Consider the following 18,892-nt stretch of genomic DNA (forward strand, 5'->3'; position numbering starts at 1 on the left):
GCCGCTCAGGGCGAGGGGGTTGGGCCGATGTTCCTCGGCACCCACACCCCGCGCCTGGACGACAAAGGCCGGTTGATCCTGCCGGCCAAGTTCCGGGACGAGCTGGCGGGGGGTGTCGTGATCACCAAAGGGCAGGAGCGCTGCCTCTACGTCTTCCCGATGCCCGAGTTCGAGCGGATCGCCGGCCAGTTGCGCGCGCAGCCGATGACCAGCAAGGCGGCCCGGGCCTACAGCCGGGTCTTCTTCGCCAGCGCGCACGACGAGGTGCCGGACAAGCAGGGTCGGGTCACGATTCCCGGGCACCTGCGGTCGTACGCGGCCCTCGACCGGGAGCTGGTCGTGATCGGGGCGAGCACCCGGGTGGAGATCTGGGACAGGGCGGCCTGGGAGGCCTACCTCGCGGAGAGCGAAGACGACTTCGCCGACATCGAGGAGGGGGTGCTGCCCGGCGGTCTGTAGGGCGTGACGGCGCCCGACGTACTGCGAGATCTCCAGCCGCTTTCGAGTTCCTGGCACCCCTTCCCCGGTGCCAGGCGCACGATCCGAGACGGAGGGCCGCGGCCTCCGGCGGGCGGGAGCGGATGGGGATCTGGCGGTATGGCGAGGCGTCGTGGCGACGACGGACACGTGCACACAGACGGTTTTCGAACGGTGGGGGTCGACATGGGGGAGCTTCGCGGCACGCACGTGCCGGTGCTGCTCGAGCGGTGTCTCGAGCTGCTGGCCCCCGCGCTGGACCGCCCCGGCCGGACCGTCCACGTCGACGCCACGCTCGGCCTGGCCGGGCACGCCGAGGCGGTGCTCACGGCACACCCGGACACGGTCCTGATCGGCCTGGACCGGGACACCGAGGCGCTCGCCCACGCGCGGGTCCGCCTGGCCCGGTTCGCCGACCGGATCCACCTGGAGCACGCCGTCTACGACGAGCTGCCCGAGGTGCTCGACCGGCTCGGCTACCCGGCGATCGACAGCGCGCTGTTCGATCTCGGCGTCTCGTCCCTGCAACTCGACGCGCCCGACCGCGGGTTCGCGTACGCGCAGGACGCGCCGCTGGACATGCGGATGGACCAGACCCGGGGGGTGACCGCCGAGGAGGTGGTCAACACCTACTCCCACCCGGATCTGGCCCGGCTGCTGCGGGTGTACGGCGAGGAGAAGTTCGCCGGGAAGGTCGCCTCGGCGATCATCCGGGAGCGGGAGCGGTCCCGGATCACGTCGTCGGCGCGGTTGGCCGAGCTGGTGCGGGACGCGATCCCGGCCCCGGCCCGACGAACCGGCGGACACCCGGCAAAGAGAACGTTTCAGGCTTTACGGATCGAGGTAAACAGAGAGCTGGCGGCGCTGGAGACGGCGCTGCCGGCCGCTCTGGACAAGCTCACCGTGGGCGGCCGCCTGGTGGTCCTGTCCTACCACTCGCTGGAGGACCGGCTCACCAAGCAGGCGCTCGCCGACCGGGTCCGCAGCAAGGGCCCGGTCGACCTCCCGGTCGAACTGCCCGGGTCGGGTCCGACGTTCCGGCTGCTGAGCCGGGGCGCGGAGCTGCCCGGGGAGGCCGAGGTGGCCGCGAACTCGCGGGCCGCCTCGGTGCGGCTGCGGGCCGCGGAACGGCTCGACCCGGAGGCGACCCGGCAGGGGCGTACCGACCGCGAACGGTACCGCCGCCGGGTGAAGGCGATGCACCAACCGGGGAACGGGACGGACGAGGAGGGGGAGGGGACATGAACGTCGAGAAGCGCGACGGCCGGGGGGCCGTCGGGCAGCGCGCACCGCGGTCGGGGGGCCGGACCACGGCGCGCACCATGCGAGACACCACGACGACCGCGGCCGACCGTCGGGAGGGGACCCGCGCCCGGGGGACGCGCGAGTACCCGACCGAGGGCAGCGCCGCGCTGCGGCCGGCCGAGCGCACCCGGGTCGCCCCGCCGACGGCGCCGCGGCTGCGGGTCGCCCCGCCGCCGCCGATCCGGGTGCCGCGGGCGCCCTTCGTCGGGCTGATCCTGGTGCTCGTGGTCGGCGGGGTGCTCGGCATCCTGGCGGTCAACACCAAGATCAACGAGAACGCCTTCCGGCTGGAGAAGCTCGAGCAGCAGCAGGCCAAGCTCGACGTGGACGAGCAGGAGCTGAAGAAGGAGATCGCCGAGCAGAAGGCGCCGGGCAACCTCACCGCCAACGCCCGCAAGCTGGGCCTGGTCGAGTCGGCGGACCCGGCCTACATCCGGCTGCCGGACGGGCGGACGATCGGCGTGCCGCACCCCGCCGAGGGTGCTCCCACCGGCGTCGGCCAGCAGGGCAACGGAGGCTGATCGGTGCCACCGAGATCGGACGAACCGCGCCGGGACCCCACGGGCTCCCGGCGCGGCTCGTCGCGTGGGGCCGAGCCGCGTGAGCCGGGCGTCGGCGGGATCTCCGACGCGCGGGCGTACACCCCGCGCGGCCGGACCATCCGCGAGGGCGGCGCGGAACAGCGGCGTACCCCCCGCAGCACCCGGTCCGGTGACCCGTTCCGGCCGGCGTTGCAGGTGCTCGACGGCGGCCGGGCCGGGCGGGCCGGCCGCCGGGAGCCGGCCGCCTCCGGCGAGGGCGCCCGCGCCGGCCGCCGGGTGGCGGCGGCCGGCGGACGCGCCGGCGTGGTGCGGACCGTCTCGGCCCGCCCGGTCGGGGAGCCGTTCGACGACGAGGAGGACGCGCCGCCGCGCCGCCGGCCCGGCCCACGTCGGCCGGCGGCCCGCCGGCCGGTCCGCAAGCCGCGCCGCCCGCCCCGGCTGGGCGACCCGCGTCGGCGGCTGCGGCTCGCCACCGTGCTGGCGCTGACGCTGTTCGCCAGCATCGGCGTCCGGCTGGTCTACCTCCAGACCGTGGACACCCCGGCGTACGCCGACGGCGGCCTGCCCAAGCGGCTCGCCGTGGTCGAGTTGCCGGCCCCGCGCGGCGCCATCCTCGACCGCACCGGCGAGCCGCTGGCGCACAGCGTGGAGGCCCGGTACGTCTTCGCCGACCCGACCCGGGTCAAGGACCGGTTCGCCACCGCGCGGGCGTTGTCCCCGCTGCTCGGCGTGCCGGCCTCCGACCTGGCCGACAAGATGAAGCCGAGCAAGCTGCCCGGCACCGACACCGACCTCCAGTTCGTCTACCTGGCCCGAGGCGTCGAGATCGGCACCGCGAAGCAGATCATGGCGCTCGACCTGGCCGGCATCGACGTGCACCGCGACGAGCGGCGCGAGGTGCCCGGCGGTGACCTGGCGGCGAACCTGCTCGGCTTCGTCAGCCAGGACATGAACGGCCTGGAGGGCCTGGAGGCGAAGTATGACGACCTGCTGCGCGGTCAGGCCGGCAAGCGGACGTACGAGGTGGGCCAGGGCGACCTGGCCGCGCCCATCCCGGGCGGCTACAGCAGCACCACCCAGCCGAGGCCGGGCAGCTCGTTGCAGCTCACCCTGGACCGGGACCTCCAGTTCATGACGCAGCGGATCCTGGCCAAGCAGGTCGCCCAGGTGAAGGGCAGCGTCGCCGCCGCCGTGATCATGGACGTCCCGACCGGTGAGGTGCTGGCCCAGGCCAGCCAGCCCACCTACGACGCGGCCGACCCCGCGAAGGTCAACTCGCCGGCCGACCGGGACGACGCGGCCACCAGCTTCGTGGTGGACCCGGGCTCGATCCACAAGGCGATCACCTACGGCGCCGCGCTCCAGGAGGGCGTGATCACGCCGAGCACCACGTTCCCGGTGGCGAACACGATCGTCCGGGGCGGCGTCACGTTCCGCGACACCCACCCGGCCGACGGCCGCACCATGAGCGTCCCCGGCATGCTCGCGTTCTCGTCCAACGTGGGCACCATCGAGATCGCCGAGAAGCTCGGCAGGGACCGGTTGATCGACTACCAGAAGCGGTTCGGGCTGGGCCAGCCGACCGGTGAGGGCCTGCCGGGCGAGGCGCCGGGCCGGATCCTCCCGGCCGACCAGTGGAGCGGGTCGGCGTACGGGTCGGTGCCGATCGGGCACAGCGTGGACGCCACGCCGTTGCAGATGGCCGCCGCGTACAACGCGGTCGCCAACAACGGGACGTACGTGCAGCCGCGCCTGATCAAGGAGACCATCGGGCCGGACGGCACCCGGACGCCGGGCGCCGCCCCGACCTCCCGCTCGGTGCTCAGCCCGGCCAACGCCGCCGCGCTGCGCCGGATGCTGGAGGCGGTCACCACTGTCGACGGCCCGGACGGGCGGGCCACCGGCCTGGCCGCCGCCGTGCCGGGCTACCGGGTGGCCGGCAAGACCGGCACCGGCCTGCGCTACGACAACGGCAAGCAGCAGCCCGGCGAGGTCGGCTCGTTCATCGGGATGGCCCCGGCGGAGAAGCCGCGCTACGTGGTGGCGGTCTTCGTCTGGAGCCCCGACGGCGGGGGCGGCGCGGTCGCCGCGCCGGCGTTCCGGGAGATGATGGGCTTCACGCTCCGGCACTACCGGGTGCCGCCGTCGCTGACCGACAAGTCGCCGAAGTTCGAGGTCTTTCCGCGCTGAGCGGGCCGGGCGCGACATCATCGGTGGGTGGCGACGAACCACCGGGGCGGCTGTGCGGTCGGAACCGGACGACCGGGTAGGGTCTGACGCCGTGCCCGGCAATCCACGTCCCACCACCGTGCTCCCCGTCCGGCTCGGCGACCTCGCCGACCGACTGGCCGTTCCCACGCCGGAGGGGGCCGCCGAGTTGGCCGTCACCGGGGTGACCCACGCCAGCCACGAGGTCCGCCCCGGTGACCTGTACGCCGCCCTGCCCGGCTCCCGCCGGCACGGCGCGGAGTTCACCGCCGCCGCGGCCGCCGCCGGCGCGGTGGCCGTGCTTACCGAGCCGGCCGGGGTGCCGCTGGCCGCCGACGCCGGCCTGCCCGTGCTGGTCGTCGACGACGCCCGCGGGGTGCTCGGCACGGTCGCCGCCACCATCTACGGCGACCCGACCGCCGGGCTGACCGTGATCGGCGTGACCGGCACCGCCGGCAAGACCTCCACCAGCTACCTGATCGAGTCCGGGCTGCGCGCCGCCGGGCACGTCACCGGCCTGATCGGCACCGTGGAGACCCGCCTCGGCGACCTGGTGGTGGACAGCGTCCGGACCACCCCGGAGGCCACCGACCTGCACGCCATGCTCGCCGTGGCGCGGGAGCGCGGCGTGGACGCCGTGGTGATGGAGGTGTCCAGCCACGCGCTCGTGATGGGCCGGGTCGGCGGCGTCCGGTTCGACGTCGGCGGCTACACCAACTTCGGCTCCGACCATCTCGACTTCCACGCCGACGAGGCGGACTACTTCGCCGCCAAGGCCCGGCTCTTCGACGGGCGCTGCCGGGTCGAGGTGCTCAACCACGACGACCCGGCGCTGCGCCCGCTCCACAAGCCCGGCACGGTGACCTACTCGGCGGCCGGCGACCGGGGCGCGACCTGGTGGGCCGACCAGGTCTCCGGCGAGGGGTACGCGCAACACTTCACGCTGCACGGCCCGGACGCGGTGGCGCTGCCCACCGGCGTGGCGCTGCCGGGCCGGCACAACGTGGCCAACGCGCTGCTGGCCGTCGCCACGCTGGTCGCGGCCGGCGTCGACCCGGACACCGCGGCGCGCGGCGTGGCCGCCTGCGGCGGCGTGCCCGGCCGGCTGGAACTGGTGAGCGGTGACGCCCCGGTGCGCGGCGTGGTCGACTACGCGCACAAGGCGAACGCGATCGAGGCGGTGCTGACGGCGCTGCGCGGGCTCACCGGTGGGCGGCTGGTCTGCGTGCTCGGCGCCGGCGGCGACCGGGACCGGGGCAAGCGGCCGGTGATGGGCGAGGTGGCCGCCCGGGGCGCCGACGTGGTGCTGGTGACCGACGACAACCCGCGGACCGAGGACCCGGCCACCATCCGGGCCGAGGTGCTGGCCGGCGCGTACGCGGCGGCCACCCCGGCCCGCGTCATCGAGGTGCCCGGCCGGCGGGCGGCGATCGAGGAGGCGGTCCGGGTGGCCGAACCGGGTGACGTGGTGGCGGTGCTGGGCAAGGGGCAGGAGCGCGGCCAGGAGATCGGCGGCGAGGTGCTGCCGTTCGACGACCGGGTGGAGCTGGCGGTGGCGCTGCGGGCCCGCTTCGGGGACCTGGTGGGTGGCCGATGATCCCGCTGACGCTGGCCGAGGTGGCCGCCGTGGTCGGTGGCCGGCTGGCCGGGGCCGACCCGGACGCCCGGGTCACCGGCACGGTGGAGTTCGACTCCCGCAAGGTGACCTCCGGTGGGCTCTTCGTGGCGTTCCCCGGCGAGCGGGTGGACGGCCACGACTACGCGGCCGGGGCGGTGGACGCCGGCGCGGTCGCCGTGCTCGGCTCCCGCGAGCTGCCGGGCGTGCCGATGGTGCTTGTCGACGACGCGCTCGACGCGCTGGGCCGGCTGGCCCGCGCGGTGGTCGACCGGCTGCCCGCACTGACCGTGATCGGGTTGACCGGCTCGTCCGGCAAGACCACCACCAAGGACCTGATCGCCCAGCTCGCGGTCCGGCTCGGCCCGACCGTGGCGCCGCCCGGCTCGTTCAACAACGAGCTGGGGCACCCGTACACGGCGTTGCAGGCCACGCCGGAGACCCGCTACCTGGTGATGGAGAAGGGCGCCCGCGGCGTCGGGCACGTCCGCTACCTGTGCGACGTGGTGCCGCCGCGGATCTCGGTGGTGCTCAACGTCGGGGTGGCGCACCTGGGCGAGTTCGGCTCGGTCGACGCCATCGCGCTGGCCAAGGGGGAGCTGGTCGAGGCGCTGCCCGCCGACGGGCTGGCGGTGCTGAACGCCGACGACCCGCGGGTCGACGCGATGGCGGCCCGGACCGCGGCCCGGGTGGTCCGGTACGGCGAGTCGGCGCAGGCCGACGTGCGCGCGGTGGACGTGACGCTGGACGGGCGGGGCCGGCCGTCGTACACGCTGGTGACGCCGGAGGGGAACGCCCCGGTGCGGCTCGGGCTGACCGGCCGGCACCAGGTGTCCAACTCGCTCGCCGCCGCGGCGGTCGCCCGCGAGCTGGGCCTGCCCCTGACCGAGCTGGCGGCGGCGCTGGGCGAGCTGGGCCTGGTCTCCACCCGCCGGATGGACGTGTTCGAACGCCCCGACGGCGTGGTCGTGATCGACGACTCGTACAACGCCAACCCGGCCTCCACCGGCGTGGCGCTACGCGCGCTGGCCAGCATGCGCGGCGCGGGGCGTACGGTCGCGGTGCTCGGCTACATGGCCGAGTTGGGCGACTTCGAACGGGAGGGACACCAGCAGGTCGGCCGACTCGTGGCCGAGCTGGGAATCGACCGGCTGCTCGTGGTGGGCGAGCCGGCGGCGCCGATCCACGAGGGCGCGACAGCGGTAGGCAACTGGGGAGGAGAGTCGGTGCTGCTCACCGATCAGGCGGCGGCCGTCGAGGTGCTGCGGAGCGAGCTGCGTCCGTCGGACGTGGTGCTGGTGAAGGGCTCCCGGTACCGGACCTGGGACGTGGCCGACGCGCTGCGCGCGGACGCCCGGGAGACGGCGACGGAGGGCGGCGCCGCATGAGGGCGGTCATCGTCGCCATCGGCGTCGCGTTCCTGATCTCGCTGTTCTGCACCCCGATCGCGATCAAGGTGTTCGCCCGGCTGAAGGCCGGCCAGCCGATCCGATCGAACCTCGGGCTCGCCAGCAACGAGGGCAAGAAGGGCACGCCGACGATGGGCGGCGTGGTCTTCATCCTGGCCACCGTCATCGCGTACGTCGCCGGGCACCTGGCCCTGACCACGCTGCCGGACGCGCAGATCGCGCAGGTCGAGCCGACCATCACGGCGCTGGTGCTGCTGGGGCTGATGGTGTTCTCCGGCGCGGTCGGCTTCGTCGACGACTTCCTGAAGGTCCGCAAGCGGCACAGCGGCGGCCTGAACAAGCGCGGCAAGCTGGCCGGGCAGATCCTGGTCGGCGCGGTCTTCGGCGTGGTGGCGCTCTACTTCCCGTCGAGCATGACCGACGTCAGCGGCAACGCGACGAACACCGCGACGGTGGGCAGCACCACGCTGAGTTTCATCCGGGACATCCCGGCGCTGGAGATCGGCAAGATCGGCGCGGTCATCGTGATCATCATGGTGGTGATGGCGGCGACCAACGGCGTCAACCTCACCGACGGCCTGGACGGCCTGGCCACCGGCGCCTCGGTGATGGTGCTCGCCGCGTACGCGCTGATCGCGTTCTGGCAGTACCGGCACTGGTGCGCGGACCCGAACTACACCGAGGCGTACTGCTACACGGTGCGTGACCCGCTGGAGATCGCGCTGATCGCCGGCGCGGCGGCCGGGGCCTGCGTCGGCTTCCTCTGGTGGAACACCTCGCCGGCCCGGATCTTCATGGGGGACACCGGCGCGCTGGGGCTGGGCGGCCTGATCGCCGGCATGGCGATGTCCACCCGGACGATCCTGCTGCTGCCGATCCTGGGCGGCCTGTTCGTGATCATCACGATGTCCGTGGTCATCCAGATCATCTCGTTCCGGACCACCGGCAAGCGGGTGTTCCGGATGTCGCCGCTCCAGCACCACTTCGAGCTGGCCGGCTGGAGCGAGGTCAACATCGTGGTCCGGTTCTGGATCATCGCCGGCATCGGTGTGGCCATCGCGCTGGGCCTGTTCTACAGCGAGTTCCTCGCCGCGGTGAGCTAGCGGTGTAAGGAGGGGCCCCCTTTTAACAGACGTCTGTTAAAAGGGGGCCCCTCCTTCAGATCCGACACGCCGACCGTGGGGTTGCGCCACGGGCGGGCGGGTCGAGCCGCCATGATGAGCGGGTGGGGGAGGGACGAGACATCCAGGTCAGCACCGAACCGCCGGCCCGCCGCGCGCCCGCGGCCACGCCGCCGGGCGATCCGCCGGCCGGCGCGCGCTGGGACCCGGCGGGCGGCCTGGCCGCGCTGCGCGGCCTGCTGGCCCGTCCGCTGGCCTCCTACTACCTGCTGCTCTCCAGCGCCGGCCTGCTGCTGCTGATCGGCCTCACCATGGTCTTCTCCGCGACCAGCGTGCGGGACTACGCCGAGGGCGGTGACGCCGCCGCCTCGCTGACCAAGCAGACCGTGTTCGCGGTGATCGGCGTCGGCGCGTTCTGGGCCTGCCAGCGGCTGCCCGCGCGCACGTTCCGGGCGGTGAGCCGCCCCGCGCTCGGCGTGGCGGTGGCGCTGCTGCTCCTGCTGAACCTGCTGGTCGCGCTGGAATCACTGTTCGGGGTGGCGTCCATCGGGCCGTTGAAGGGCGAACTCCTCTCGCTCTCCCTCGGCCCGATCTCGCTTCAGCCGGCCGAGGTGGCCAAGTTCGCGCTGGTGTTGTGGGCGGCGCACGTGCTGGCCCGCAAGGGGGCCGCGCTGGGCTGGTGGCGGGAGCTGGCCACGCCGCTGTTCCCGGTGGTCGGCCTGATCTTCGTGCTGGTCGGCTACAACGACCTGGGCAGCATGCTCTGCCTGCTGGCGCTCGTGGTGGGCCTGCTCTGGGCGGCCGGCGTCCGGACCCGGGTCTTCGCCGCGCTCTCCGCGATCGGCCTGGCCGGCATCGGCCTGCTGGTCGCCGCCGCCTCGCTCGGCGCCGGCTCCGGTTCCCGGGACGCCGACAACTACCGGCTGGGCCGGCTCACCATGTGGCTCGACCCGCCCGATCCGCAGACCTGCATCGAGCTGAAGCTGGAGAACTGCTACCAGCCCATCATGGCCCGGTACGCGATCGGCAACGGCGGCTGGTTCGGCGTCGGCCTGGGCCAGAGCGTCTTCAAGTGGGACTGGCTGCCCGAGGCGCACAACGACTTCATCTTCGCCATCGTCGCCGAGGAGCTGGGCGTGGTGGGCTGCACCGTGATCCTGGTGCTCTTCGCCGTGCTGGCGTACACCGGCATGCGCATCGCCCGCCGGGTGGAGGACCCGTTCCGCCGGCTCGCCGCGGCCGGCGTGACCGCCTGGCTGGTCGGTCAGGCCGTCATCAACATCGGCGGCGTCACCGGGCTGCTGCCGCTGACCGGCGTGCCGCTGCCGTTCATCTCCGACGGCGGCAGCGCGCTGGTGGTGACGCTGGCCGCGATCGGCATGCTCGCCTCCTTCGCCCGCGCCGAGCCGGACGCGGCCCGGGCCCTGAACGCCCGTCCGCCGGCCCGATGGGTCCGACTAGTGTGGGCCCCGTTGCCGCCGCTTCCCGGCCGGCGTCGCCGACCGGCGCCGCCTCCGGCGGACCGAGGGCCCGTGCCCCGGTCCCGACAGCGTCGGCAGGACGATCAGGCCGCGACCCGCGGCGCCCGGTCCGACCGGGCGCGCGCCGGCGCGGCGAACGAGAGGAGACGCTGATGGGTCCGCTGCGTTCGGTGGTGCTCTGCGGAGGGGGCACGGGTGGGCACATCTACCCGCTGCTCGCCTTCGCCGACTGCCTGCGCCGACACGACCCGAGCGTCCGGATCACCTGCCTGGGCACCCCGAAGGGGCTGGAGAACGAGCTGATCCCGCCGGCCGGCTACGACCTGCGGCAGATCCCGGCCTACCAGCTGCCCCGCTCGGTCAACATGAGCCTGGTGCGCACCCCGGACCGGATGTGGAAGGCGGCCCGCGCCGCGGGCAAGGTGATCGACGAGGTGCGGGCCGACGCGGTGGTCGGCTTCGGCGGGTACGTCTCGGTCCCCGGTTACCTGGCCGCGTGGCGGCGCGACCTGCCGATCGTCATCCACGAGGTGAACGTGCCGCCGGGCGTGGCGAACCGGATGGGCATGAAGTTCACCAAGCACGTCGCGGTGGGCTTCCCGCACCAGCCGGCCCAGTCCGAGGCGCTGCGCGACGCGCGGGTGGTCGGGGTGCCGCTGCGCCGGGGCATCGCCGGGCTGGACCGGGCGGCGCTGCGGGACGCGGCCCGCGCGCACTTCGGGCTCCGTCCCGACCTGCCGGTGCTCTTCGTGGCCGGCGGCTCGCAGGGCGCCCGCTCGATCAACCTGGCCGTCTCCGGCGCGGCGAAGGAGCTGGCCCGCAACGGCGTGCAGGTGCTGCACGTGATCGGCGCCCGCAACGAGCCGGTCTCCGTCCCCAGCGACCTGCCGGTGCCGTACGTGACGCTGCCGTACCTGTCCGAGATGGAGCTGGGCTACGCGGCGGCCGACCTGATGCTGGGCCGGGGCGGCGCGATGACCTGCGCCGAGGTGGCCGCGATCGGCCTGCCCACGGTGTACGTGCCCTACCCGCACAGCAACCAGGAGCAGAAGCGCAACGCGCTGCCCGTGGTGGAGGCCGGCGGTGGGCTGCTCGTCGACGACGCCGAGGTGACCCCGGCCTGGGTGGAGCGCACGGTGATCCCGCTGATCCGGGACCCGCGACGCCTCCACGCGATGAGCCACGCCGCGGCCGGCTACGGTCGCCGCGACGGCGACGTGGCGCTGCTGAACTTCGTCTACGAGGCGGTGAGCCGGTGAGCGCGAGGAGTGAGCTTGCGAGCCCCGCAGTCGCGAACAACGGTGGCTCCGTAATGGGCGTCGCCGCGACGGGAAGGTACCCCTCATGAACACCGCGCAGTTCACGCCCGCCGGCACGATGACCGCGGAGGACCTGGGCCGCATCCACCTGATCGGGGTGGGCGGGGTCGGGATGGCCGGGCTGGCCCGGCTCTTCCTCACCCGTGGCCTGCCGGTCTCCGGCAGCGAGCTGCGGGAGTGGCCGTCGCTGGCCGGCCTGCGCGCGCTGGGCGGGACGATCCACTCCACCCACGAGGCGGCCAACCTGGACGGGGTGGACACCGTCGTCTACTCCTCGGCCATCCCGCAGGACCATCTGGAGCTGGTCGAGGCGCGTCGGCGGGGCCTGCGGGTGCTGCACCGCTCCGAGGCGCTGGCGGCGGCGATGACCGGTCGGCGCACGGTGGCGGTGGCCGGCACGCACGGCAAGACGTCCACCACGTCGATGGTGACCATGGTGCTCCAGCAGGCCGGCACCGATCCGTCCTTCGTCATCGGCGGGGAGATCTCCGAGGTCGGCTCCGGCGCGCACCACGGCACCGGCGAGCACTTCGTGGTCGAGGCGGACGAGAGCGACCGCTCCTTCCTCATCTACCGCCCGTACGTGTCGATCATCACGAACGTCGAGGCGGACCACCTCAACACGTACGGCGACCTGGCCACGCTGGAGGCGGCGTTCGCCGAGTTCGCCCGGCTCACCGACCCGGACGGCTTCGTCGTCACCTGCGCCGACGACGCCGGTGGCCGGCGGCTGGCCGAGACGCTCCGGGCGGAGGGTCGTCGGGTGTGGACGTACGGCGAGTCCGCCGACGCCGACCTGCGGATGAGCGACGTGGTCTCCTCGGCGCAGGGCGTGCGCTACCTGGCCGAGGTCGAGGGCCGGTCGCTGGGCGAGATCCGGCTGCCGATGCCGGGCCGGCACATGGCGCTCAACAGCGCCGCCGCGGTGCTCGCCGCGTACCTGCTGGAGCTGCCGGTGGCGGCGGCGGAGGCCGCGCTCGGCGCGTTCCCCGGCGTGCGGCGGCGGTTCGAGCGCAAGGGCGTGGCGGACGGCGTGCTGGTCTACGACGAGTACGCCTACCACCCCACCTCGATGACGCTGGCCTTGCAGACGCTGCGCGAGGTGGCCGGCGACGGCCGGCTGATCGTGGTCTTCCAGCCCTACCGGCTGTACCGCACCCGCGACCTCCAGGCGGAGATCGCCGCCGCGCTCGGCATCGCCGACGAGTTGGTGCTGCTGGAGGTCTTCGGTCCCGGCGAGCCGCGCCAGCCCGGTGAGGGGTCGGTCGCGCTGATCGAGGCGGTGCCGCTGCCGGCGGACCGGAAGGTCTTCGTCGAGGCGTGGGACGACGTGCCGGCCGAGGTGGCCCGCCGGGCCCGGACCGGCGACGTGGTGGTGACCATGGGCGCGCCGCCGATCTCGCTGATGGGTGACCAGTTGCTGGACGCCCTGCTGGCCCGCACCGGCGGCGCCACGGCGCTCCGCGCCGGCGTCGGTCCGGACGGCGCGGCGGCCACCGCCGGATGAGTCCCGGCCCGGCCCGGGGCCGCACGCCCGGCCAGGACGGTGGCGCGGGGCGGCGCAGCCCGGTCCGGCGCTGGCAGCTGGTCCGGGCCGGGGCGGACGCCGTGCCGCCGTCCACCCGTCGGTTCATGGCCCGGGCCCGGCAGCGGCGGATGCGCGCCGCATTGCCGTGGGCGTTGGCCGCGGCGGTGACCGCGTTGGCCGCGCTTGTCGCCTGGACGGTGCTCGGCACCGGGCTGTTCGGCGTCCGTGAGGTGCGGGTGGTCGGCGCGCGGCTGGTCACGGCGGTGGAGATCCGGGACGCCGCGGCGGTTCCGGACGACGCGCCGTTGGCCCGGGTGGACCTGGCCGCGACGGCCCGCCGGGTGGGCACGTTGCCGCCGGTGGCCCGGGCCACGGTGGAGCGGGACTGGCCGGCGACGCTGGTGATCCGGGTCGAGGAGCGGGTGCCGGTGGCCGCGGTGCCGCAGGGCGGGCGCTTCGCCGTGGTGGACGCCGCCGGCGTGGTCTTCCAGCGCCTGGACCAGGCCCCGGCCGGGTTGCCGCTGGTCCGGGTGGCCCGGCCGGGTCCGGACGATCCGGGCACCCGGGCCGGGTTGGCGGTGCTCGCCGCGCTCGGGGAGAAGCTGCGCGCGGAGCTGGTCACGGTGGACGTGGCCGGGCTGGCCCGGATCACGTTGCTGCTGCGCGGCGACCGGCAGGTCTTCTGGGGGGACGCCGCGCGCAGCGTGGACAAGTCGGCGGTGGCGACCGCGTTGTTGCCGCGCCGGGCGGACCGGATCGACGTCAGCGCGCCGGACGTGGTCACGTTCCAGTGACCGGTCACTCAGCGAACGGGCCTGTGTGACCGGTCGCTCGGTCGGCGACACGCCGGAAAGGGTCCTTGGCTCCTGGCGCGGCGGCGCATACGTTGCCCCGAAGAGATCAGTGGTTGACATAACTCTAAGCCTCTAGTAGAGGGTGAGGGTTCTCCTCTGGTCCGGCCAAGCCGTGTGGGGTCGGCCCATGCCAATCTCGAAGGGAAAGGACCGGAGATGACACCTCCGCACAACTACCTGGCGGTCATCAAGGTCGTCGGCATCGGGGGCGGCGGCGTGAACGCCGTCAACCGGATGATCGAGGTTGGGCTCAAGGGCGTCGAGTTCATCGCGATCAACACCGACGCGCAGGCGTTGCTGATGAGCGACGCCGACGTCAAGCTCGACGTCGGCCGGGAACTGACCCGGGGGCTGGGCGCCGGCGCCAACCCGGACGTCGGCAAGAACGCCGCCGAGGACCACCGCGACGAGATCGAAGAGGTGCTCAAGGGCGCCGACATGGTGTTCGTCACCTGCGGCGAGGGTGGCGGCACCGGCACCGGCGGCGCGCCGGTGGTGGCGAACATCGCCCGCAAGCTCGGCGCGCTCACCATCGGTGTGGTCACCCGGCCGTTCTCGTTCGAGGGCAAGCGCCGCCAGGTGCAGGCCGAGGCGGGCATCGAGGAGCTGCGCAACCAGTGCGACACGCTCATCGTGATCCCGAACGACCGGCTGCTCGCGCTCGGCGACCGCAACATCTCCATGATGGACGCGTTCCGCACCGCGGACCAGGTCCTCCTCTCCGGTGTCCAGGGCATCACCGACCTGATCACCACGCCGGGCCTGATCAACCTCGACTTCGCCGACGTGAAGAGCGTGATGAGCGGCGCGGGCAGCGCGCTCATGGGCATCGGCAGCGCGCGGGGCGAGAACCGCGCGGTCGAGGCGGCCGAGGCGGCCATCTCCAGCCCGCTGCTGGAGCAGAGCATGGACGGCGCGCGGGGCGTGCTGCTCTCCATCGCCGGCGGCTCGGACCTCGGCCTGTTCGAGATCAACGACGCGGCGCAGCTGGTCACCGACGCGGCCCACCCGGACGCCAACATCATCTTCGGCGCGGTGATCGACGACGCGCTCGGCGACGAGGTGCGGGTGACCGTGATCGCGGCCGGCTTCGACGGTGGCACCCCGGCCTACAAGGCGGTCGACCCGCCGCGCAAGAGCAACCAGAACCCGCCCACCCAGCCGAACGCGCCGGCGAACCCGCCGGCCACCATGCCGGCGCCGCAGCAGCCGTCCCGCCGGGTGCTCTTCGACGACGTCGACGTGCCCGACTTCCTCAAGAACGGGTCCTGAACCCCGCCGATGACGGATTCATCCACCGCGGTGCGACCCGAGCGTCGCGCCGAACTCGCGGCCGGGCTGGCCCGGGTCCGGGCCCGGATCGCCGACGCCTGCGCGGCGGCCGGCCGCCACGCCGACGAGGTCACCCTGGTCGCGGTGACCAAGACGTACCCGGCCGCCGACGTGGTCGCGTTGGCCGGGCTCGGCGTGACGGACGTGGGGGAGAACCGGGACCAGGAGGCGGCCGGAAAGGCGGCGGCGGTGGCCGGTGCCGGGGCGGTGCCGCGCTGGCACTTCATCGGGCAGTTGCAGCGCAACAAGGCCCGCTCGGTGGTCCGGTACGCCGACGTGGTCCAGTCGGTGGACAGCGTGCGGCTGGCGGCCGCCCTGGACGCCGCCGCGACCGGTGCCCGGGACCGCCCGCTGGACGTGTTGGTGCAGGTGAGCGTGGACGGTGACCCGGCCCGGGGCGGCGCGCTGCCGGGCGTGGCCGACCCGGAGCGGGGCCTCGACCCGGTGGCCGCCGCGGTGGCCGGGGCGGGTGGGCTGCGGCTGGCCGGCCTGATGGCGGTGGCCCCGCTGGGCTGGGAGCCGGACCGCGCGTTCGCCCGGCTGGCCGAGGTGGCGGCGCGGCTGCGCGCCGACCATCCGGGCGCGACGGTGCTGTCGGCGGGGATGAGCGGCGACCTGGAGAGCGCGATCGGCCACGGCGCGACACATGTCCGCGTCGGCAGCGCGTTGCTCGGAATGCGCCCCACGCTGGGGTAGCCTGGCCCGGACGGAAGCAAATTACATCAGTGTTGTTCAGGACGGCGTCTCCCGAAGCCCGGGGGCCGTGGCGGGCGGGCCGCGAACCGCACGTCAGGGGATTGCCGGTCCGGTCCGGTGGGCATGATCGTCCACTCGTGATCAAGCGACACGGCACGGGGGCGCGTGCCGCATGGCGGACGGAAGGGCGCGGGGATGGGTGCACTGCGCAAGGCGGGGGTCTGGCTCGGTCTCGTCGAGGAGGACGACGAGCGGGCGTACGAGGACGGTGGCTACGACAAGGGTGGCTACCGTGACTCGTCGCGCTACCGGTCGAGCCGGTACGCCGAGGAGTTCGCCGACGAGGACGACGAGGAGTCGGAGGAGCCGCCGGCACCCCGGACCCGGGCCGGTGAGCGAGGCCGGTTGACCGAGCGCGCCACCAGCCGCGCGGTCGACGCCGACCGCTCCGAGGTCGAGCGCCCGGAGCGTCCGGAGCGGGCCGAGCGGTCCAGCAGTGTCCGCTCCATCACCCGTTCCTCCGCCGGCGAGGGTTCCGGCGCGTTGTCGTACCACACCCGGGACAATCTGGCCCTGGCGCCGCAGGCCCCGCCGCGCGAGCGGACGGTGGTCCCGGAGGACGAGCAGCGCTACCAGATCACCACGCTGCACCCGACGACCTACCGCGAGGCGCGGACCATCGGCGAGCACTTCCGGGACGGCGTTCCCGTGATCATCAACCTCACCGAGATGGACGAGGCGGACGCCCGCCGACTGGTCGACTTCGCCGCCGGGCTCGCGTTCGGCCTGCGCGGTACGATCGAGCGCGTGACCAACCGGGTGTTCCTGCTCTCACCGGCCAATGTCCAGGTCACCGCGGAGGACAAGGCCAAGATCGCTGAGGGCGGCTTTTTCAGCCTGAGCTAGCCCGCACGACCGAGGGACGTCGCCTGCTGTGTTGTCGATCCTGTTCCAGGTGCTCTACCTGCTGCTGTATTTCTTCCTGCTTGTCCTGTTGGCTCGATTTGTCCTCGGGGCCGTGCTCGCCTACGGCCGTCGCTGGCAACCCGGCCGGGGGGCATCGGCGGGACTGGAAGTCGTGTGGAGCGTCACTGATCCGCCCCTGCGAGCGTTGAGGCGTGTGATCCCACCACTGCGAATTGGTACCGTGAGCATCGACCTGGCCTCCCTTGTGCTCCTGGTTATCCTGTTCGTGCTGATGGAGTTCGTGTTACAGCGCCTGATCGTGGCGTTCGCCTGACCAGAGCGCTTTCGCGGCCGCAACTGACCCGAGGAGTTTCGATGCCGCTGACCCCGGCCGACGTCCACAACGTCGCCTTCAAAAAGCCGCCGATCGGCAAGCGGGGGTACGACGAGGAGGAGGTCGACGCCTTCCTGGACGAGGTCGAGCGTGAGCTGGCCCGTCTGATCGAGGAGAACAACGAGCTGCGCGCCCAGGTGGAGCGCGGCGGTCGGGGTGGCGCACCCGCCGGCCCCGGCGGCGACGCCCGGCTCGCGGCGGAGCTCAACGACGTCAAGGCCCAGCTCGACCGCGTGCAGCGCGACAAGGCGGCCGCCGAGCAGGCGGCCCGCGCGATGCAGGCCGAGCTGGAGCAGGTCCGCACCCAGGGCAGCCCGGTGGGCGTGACCGGGGACGGCGAGCAGCAGGCGCTGCGGGTGCTGATGATGGCCCAGCGCACCGCCGACGACCACGTCTCCGACGCCCGGCGCGAGGCCGACAGCCTGCTCTCCGAGGCCCGGTCCAAGGCCGAGGAGGTCACCCGCGAGGCGCGGGCCAAGGCCGACGCCCTGGAGCGGGACGCCCGCCAGCGGCACCAGGAGGCCATGGGCGGCCTGGACGCCAAGCGCACCGCGCTGTCGAAGCACATCGAGGAGCTCAAGCAGTTCGAGCGTGAGTACCGCACGCGCCTCAAGGCGTACCTGGAGAGCCAGCTGCGGGACCTCGACGGTCGTGGCCAGGGCATCGAGGTCGAGATGAACCGCGAGGGCACCCGTGCCGTCGGCGGCAGCAACGGCCTCGCCACCGCCGGCCTCGCCGGCTCCTTCGGCGGGGGCCGCGGCGCCGGCTCGCTCGAGTCCGGCCGCTGATCCCACGTCGGTGGCCGTCCCCGTGGCGGCCACCGATGGCACCAGTCCGACACGACGCGGCCGGGGGTGAGCCGTGATAGCCGCCAGCGTCCTGCTCATCCTCGTCGCGGTCGTGCTGCTGGTGGTCGGGCTGGCCGGTGGGTCCAGCTCGCTGCTGATCGTCTCGATCGCGGCCAGCCTGCTGTCCGCCGTCGCCTTCGTCGTGTTCGCCCGCCAGGCGGCCGCGGCCCGGGCCGCGGCGGGCCGGGAGGCCGGCCCGCGTTCCCGGACCGTTCCCGCCGGCCCGTCCCCGGACGAGCCGGTGAGCCCGGTCCCGCATCACACGTCCACGGTCGGTGCCGGTGGACCCGGGTGGCGGCAACCGCCCGGGCCGCCGGCGGCCGAGCCCTACGCGCCGCCCGCCCGCGCCTACTCGCCGCCGGACGAGCCGTCAAGCGGGTTCTACCCGCCGCCGGACGAGTCGGACGCCCGCGGGTTCCCACCGTCGGACGGGCCGGATGCCCCGCCGGCCGGCGACTATTCCTCGCCGATGGGACTGGACGTCCCGTCGTCCGGCGCCCACTCGTCGCCGACGGGGCCGGATGCCGCGCCGTTCGTGGCCTACTCGCCGGTCGAGTCGGAGGTCGCGCCGCCGTCGGCCGAGCCGACGCCCACCTCGCCCGCCCCGGGCGGGCCGCTCGCCGGCGATCCGTCGGCCGAGTTCCTCTCCGCCGGGGAGATCGCCCGGCTGGTGCGACTGCCCGACGAGGTTCAGGTGGTCGACGGCCATCCCCGCTTCCACCTGGCCGACTGTCCCCACCTGGTGGGCCGGCCGGCCGAGTCGCTGCCGGTCGCCGAGGCGGTCGGGCTCGGCTTCACGCCGTGCGCGTACTGCGCCGCCGCCACCACGCTGCTCACCGACGCCCGGCCACGCTGAC

17 protein-coding genes are annotated in these 18,892 nt (G+C 73.9%); all 17 read left to right on the forward strand.

The features are described 5' to 3' along the window. Positions 1–27: 27 nt before the first annotated feature. The 17 genes from mraZ (at position 28) to AB0B02_RS22455 (ending at position 18,891) form a co-directional block, all read left to right on the forward strand. Positions 28–459, forward strand: coding sequence for a division/cell wall cluster transcriptional repressor MraZ (mraZ, locus tag AB0B02_RS22375; RefSeq protein ID WP_281936599.1), 432 nt, complete (start codon positions 28–30; stop codon positions 457–459). 204 nt (positions 460–663) lie between these two features. Next, entirely contained in the window at positions 664–1,722 is a 1,059-nt protein-coding gene (rsmH, locus tag AB0B02_RS22380) for a 16S rRNA (cytosine(1402)-N(4))-methyltransferase RsmH (RefSeq protein ID WP_107162627.1), read from the forward strand. Further along, entirely contained in the window at positions 1,719–2,303 is a 585-nt protein-coding gene (locus AB0B02_RS22385; protein WP_281936597.1) for a hypothetical protein, read from the forward strand. The genes rsmH and AB0B02_RS22385 overlap by 4 nt, the downstream gene beginning before the upstream one ends. A gap of 3 nt (positions 2,304–2,306) precedes the next feature. Then, positions 2,307–4,514: a penicillin-binding protein 2 gene (locus tag AB0B02_RS22390; protein WP_357303110.1), complete on the forward strand. Its 2,208-nt coding sequence runs from the start codon at positions 2,307–2,309 to the stop codon at positions 4,512–4,514. 52 nt (positions 4,515–4,566) lie between these two features. After that, the gene (locus tag AB0B02_RS22395; RefSeq protein WP_281936593.1) at positions 4,567–6,129 is read left to right on the forward strand and encodes a UDP-N-acetylmuramoyl-L-alanyl-D-glutamate--2,6-diaminopimelate ligase; all 1,563 of its coding nucleotides are present in this window, start codon (positions 4,567–4,569) and stop codon (positions 6,127–6,129) included. Next, a complete protein-coding gene (murF, locus tag AB0B02_RS22400; RefSeq protein ID WP_281936591.1) occupies positions 6,126–7,535 on the forward strand; it encodes a UDP-N-acetylmuramoyl-tripeptide--D-alanyl-D-alanine ligase in 1,410 nt (469 codons plus the stop codon). The genes AB0B02_RS22395 and murF overlap by 4 nt, the downstream gene beginning before the upstream one ends. Continuing rightward, positions 7,532–8,659: a phospho-N-acetylmuramoyl-pentapeptide-transferase gene (gene mraY, locus AB0B02_RS22405; RefSeq protein ID WP_107157607.1), complete on the forward strand. Its 1,128-nt coding sequence runs from the start codon at positions 7,532–7,534 to the stop codon at positions 8,657–8,659. Before murF ends, mraY begins: the two co-directional genes overlap by 4 nt. 236 nt (positions 8,660–8,895) lie before the next feature. After that, complete coding sequence (locus tag AB0B02_RS22410) at positions 8,896–10,311, forward strand: putative peptidoglycan glycosyltransferase FtsW (RefSeq protein ID WP_281938498.1); 1,416 nt, start codon at positions 8,896–8,898, stop codon at positions 10,309–10,311. Next, on the forward strand, positions 10,311–11,417 hold the full coding sequence (gene murG / locus AB0B02_RS22415; RefSeq protein ID WP_281936589.1) for an undecaprenyldiphospho-muramoylpentapeptide beta-N-acetylglucosaminyltransferase: 1,107 nt from the start codon (positions 10,311–10,313) through the stop codon (positions 11,415–11,417). Before AB0B02_RS22410 ends, murG begins: the two co-directional genes overlap by 1 nt. Before the next feature lie 85 nt (positions 11,418–11,502). Then, entirely contained in the window at positions 11,503–12,984 is a 1,482-nt protein-coding gene (gene murC, locus AB0B02_RS22420; protein WP_281936587.1) for a UDP-N-acetylmuramate--L-alanine ligase, read from the forward strand. After that, positions 12,981–13,799, forward strand: coding sequence for an FtsQ-type POTRA domain-containing protein (locus AB0B02_RS22425; RefSeq protein WP_357303116.1), 819 nt, complete (start codon positions 12,981–12,983; stop codon positions 13,797–13,799). Before murC ends, AB0B02_RS22425 begins: the two co-directional genes overlap by 4 nt. A 216-nt stretch (positions 13,800–14,015) precedes the next feature. Beyond that, a complete protein-coding gene (gene ftsZ, locus AB0B02_RS22430) occupies positions 14,016–15,131 on the forward strand; it encodes a cell division protein FtsZ (RefSeq protein WP_107157603.1) in 1,116 nt (371 codons plus the stop codon). A gap of 9 nt (positions 15,132–15,140) precedes the next feature. Next, complete coding sequence (locus AB0B02_RS22435) at positions 15,141–15,887, forward strand: YggS family pyridoxal phosphate-dependent enzyme (protein ID WP_357303119.1); 747 nt, start codon at positions 15,141–15,143, stop codon at positions 15,885–15,887. Positions 15,888–16,082: 195 nt separating this feature from the next. Further along, a complete protein-coding gene (gene sepF / locus AB0B02_RS22440; protein WP_281936582.1) occupies positions 16,083–16,793 on the forward strand; it encodes a cell division protein SepF in 711 nt (236 codons plus the stop codon). A gap of 28 nt (positions 16,794–16,821) precedes the next feature. After that, the gene (locus AB0B02_RS22445; protein WP_091059628.1) at positions 16,822–17,127 is read left to right on the forward strand and encodes a YggT family protein; all 306 of its coding nucleotides are present in this window, start codon (positions 16,822–16,824) and stop codon (positions 17,125–17,127) included. Between the two features lie 41 nt (positions 17,128–17,168). Next, positions 17,169–17,975, forward strand: a complete 807-nt coding sequence (locus AB0B02_RS22450; RefSeq protein ID WP_107157600.1) for a DivIVA domain-containing protein — start codon at positions 17,169–17,171, stop codon at positions 17,973–17,975. Positions 17,976–18,048: 73 nt separating this feature from the next. Beyond that, the gene (locus AB0B02_RS22455) at positions 18,049–18,891 is read left to right on the forward strand and encodes a hypothetical protein (protein ID WP_357303172.1); all 843 of its coding nucleotides are present in this window, start codon (positions 18,049–18,051) and stop codon (positions 18,889–18,891) included. The last annotated feature ends 1 nt before the right edge of the window (position 18,892 follow it).

Source organism: Micromonospora sp. NPDC049240 (assembly GCF_040647835.1).
Taxonomy (GTDB): Bacteria; Actinomycetota; Actinomycetes; order Mycobacteriales; family Micromonosporaceae; genus Micromonospora.

Coding starts and splice junctions, on each gene's coding strand:
- mraZ (WP_281936599.1), top strand. CDS start 28: ATGTTCCTCGGCACCCACACCCCGCGCCTGGACGACAAAGGCCGGTTG.
- rsmH (WP_107162627.1), top strand. CDS start 664: ATGGGGGAGCTTCGCGGCACGCACGTGCCGGTGCTGCTCGAGCGGTGT.
- AB0B02_RS22385 (WP_281936597.1), top strand. CDS start 1,719: ATGAACGTCGAGAAGCGCGACGGCCGGGGGGCCGTCGGGCAGCGCGCA.
- murF (WP_281936591.1), top strand. CDS start 6,126: ATGATCCCGCTGACGCTGGCCGAGGTGGCCGCCGTGGTCGGTGGCCGG.
- mraY (WP_107157607.1), top strand. CDS start 7,532: ATGAGGGCGGTCATCGTCGCCATCGGCGTCGCGTTCCTGATCTCGCTG.
- murG (WP_281936589.1), top strand. CDS start 10,311: ATGGGTCCGCTGCGTTCGGTGGTGCTCTGCGGAGGGGGCACGGGTGGG.
- murC (WP_281936587.1), top strand. CDS start 11,503: ATGAACACCGCGCAGTTCACGCCCGCCGGCACGATGACCGCGGAGGAC.
- AB0B02_RS22425 (WP_357303116.1), top strand. CDS start 12,981: ATGAGTCCCGGCCCGGCCCGGGGCCGCACGCCCGGCCAGGACGGTGGC.
- ftsZ (WP_107157603.1), top strand. CDS start 14,016: ATGACACCTCCGCACAACTACCTGGCGGTCATCAAGGTCGTCGGCATC.
- AB0B02_RS22435 (WP_357303119.1), top strand. CDS start 15,141: ATGACGGATTCATCCACCGCGGTGCGACCCGAGCGTCGCGCCGAACTC.
- sepF (WP_281936582.1), top strand. CDS start 16,083: ATGGGTGCACTGCGCAAGGCGGGGGTCTGGCTCGGTCTCGTCGAGGAG.
- AB0B02_RS22450 (WP_107157600.1), top strand. CDS start 17,169: ATGCCGCTGACCCCGGCCGACGTCCACAACGTCGCCTTCAAAAAGCCG.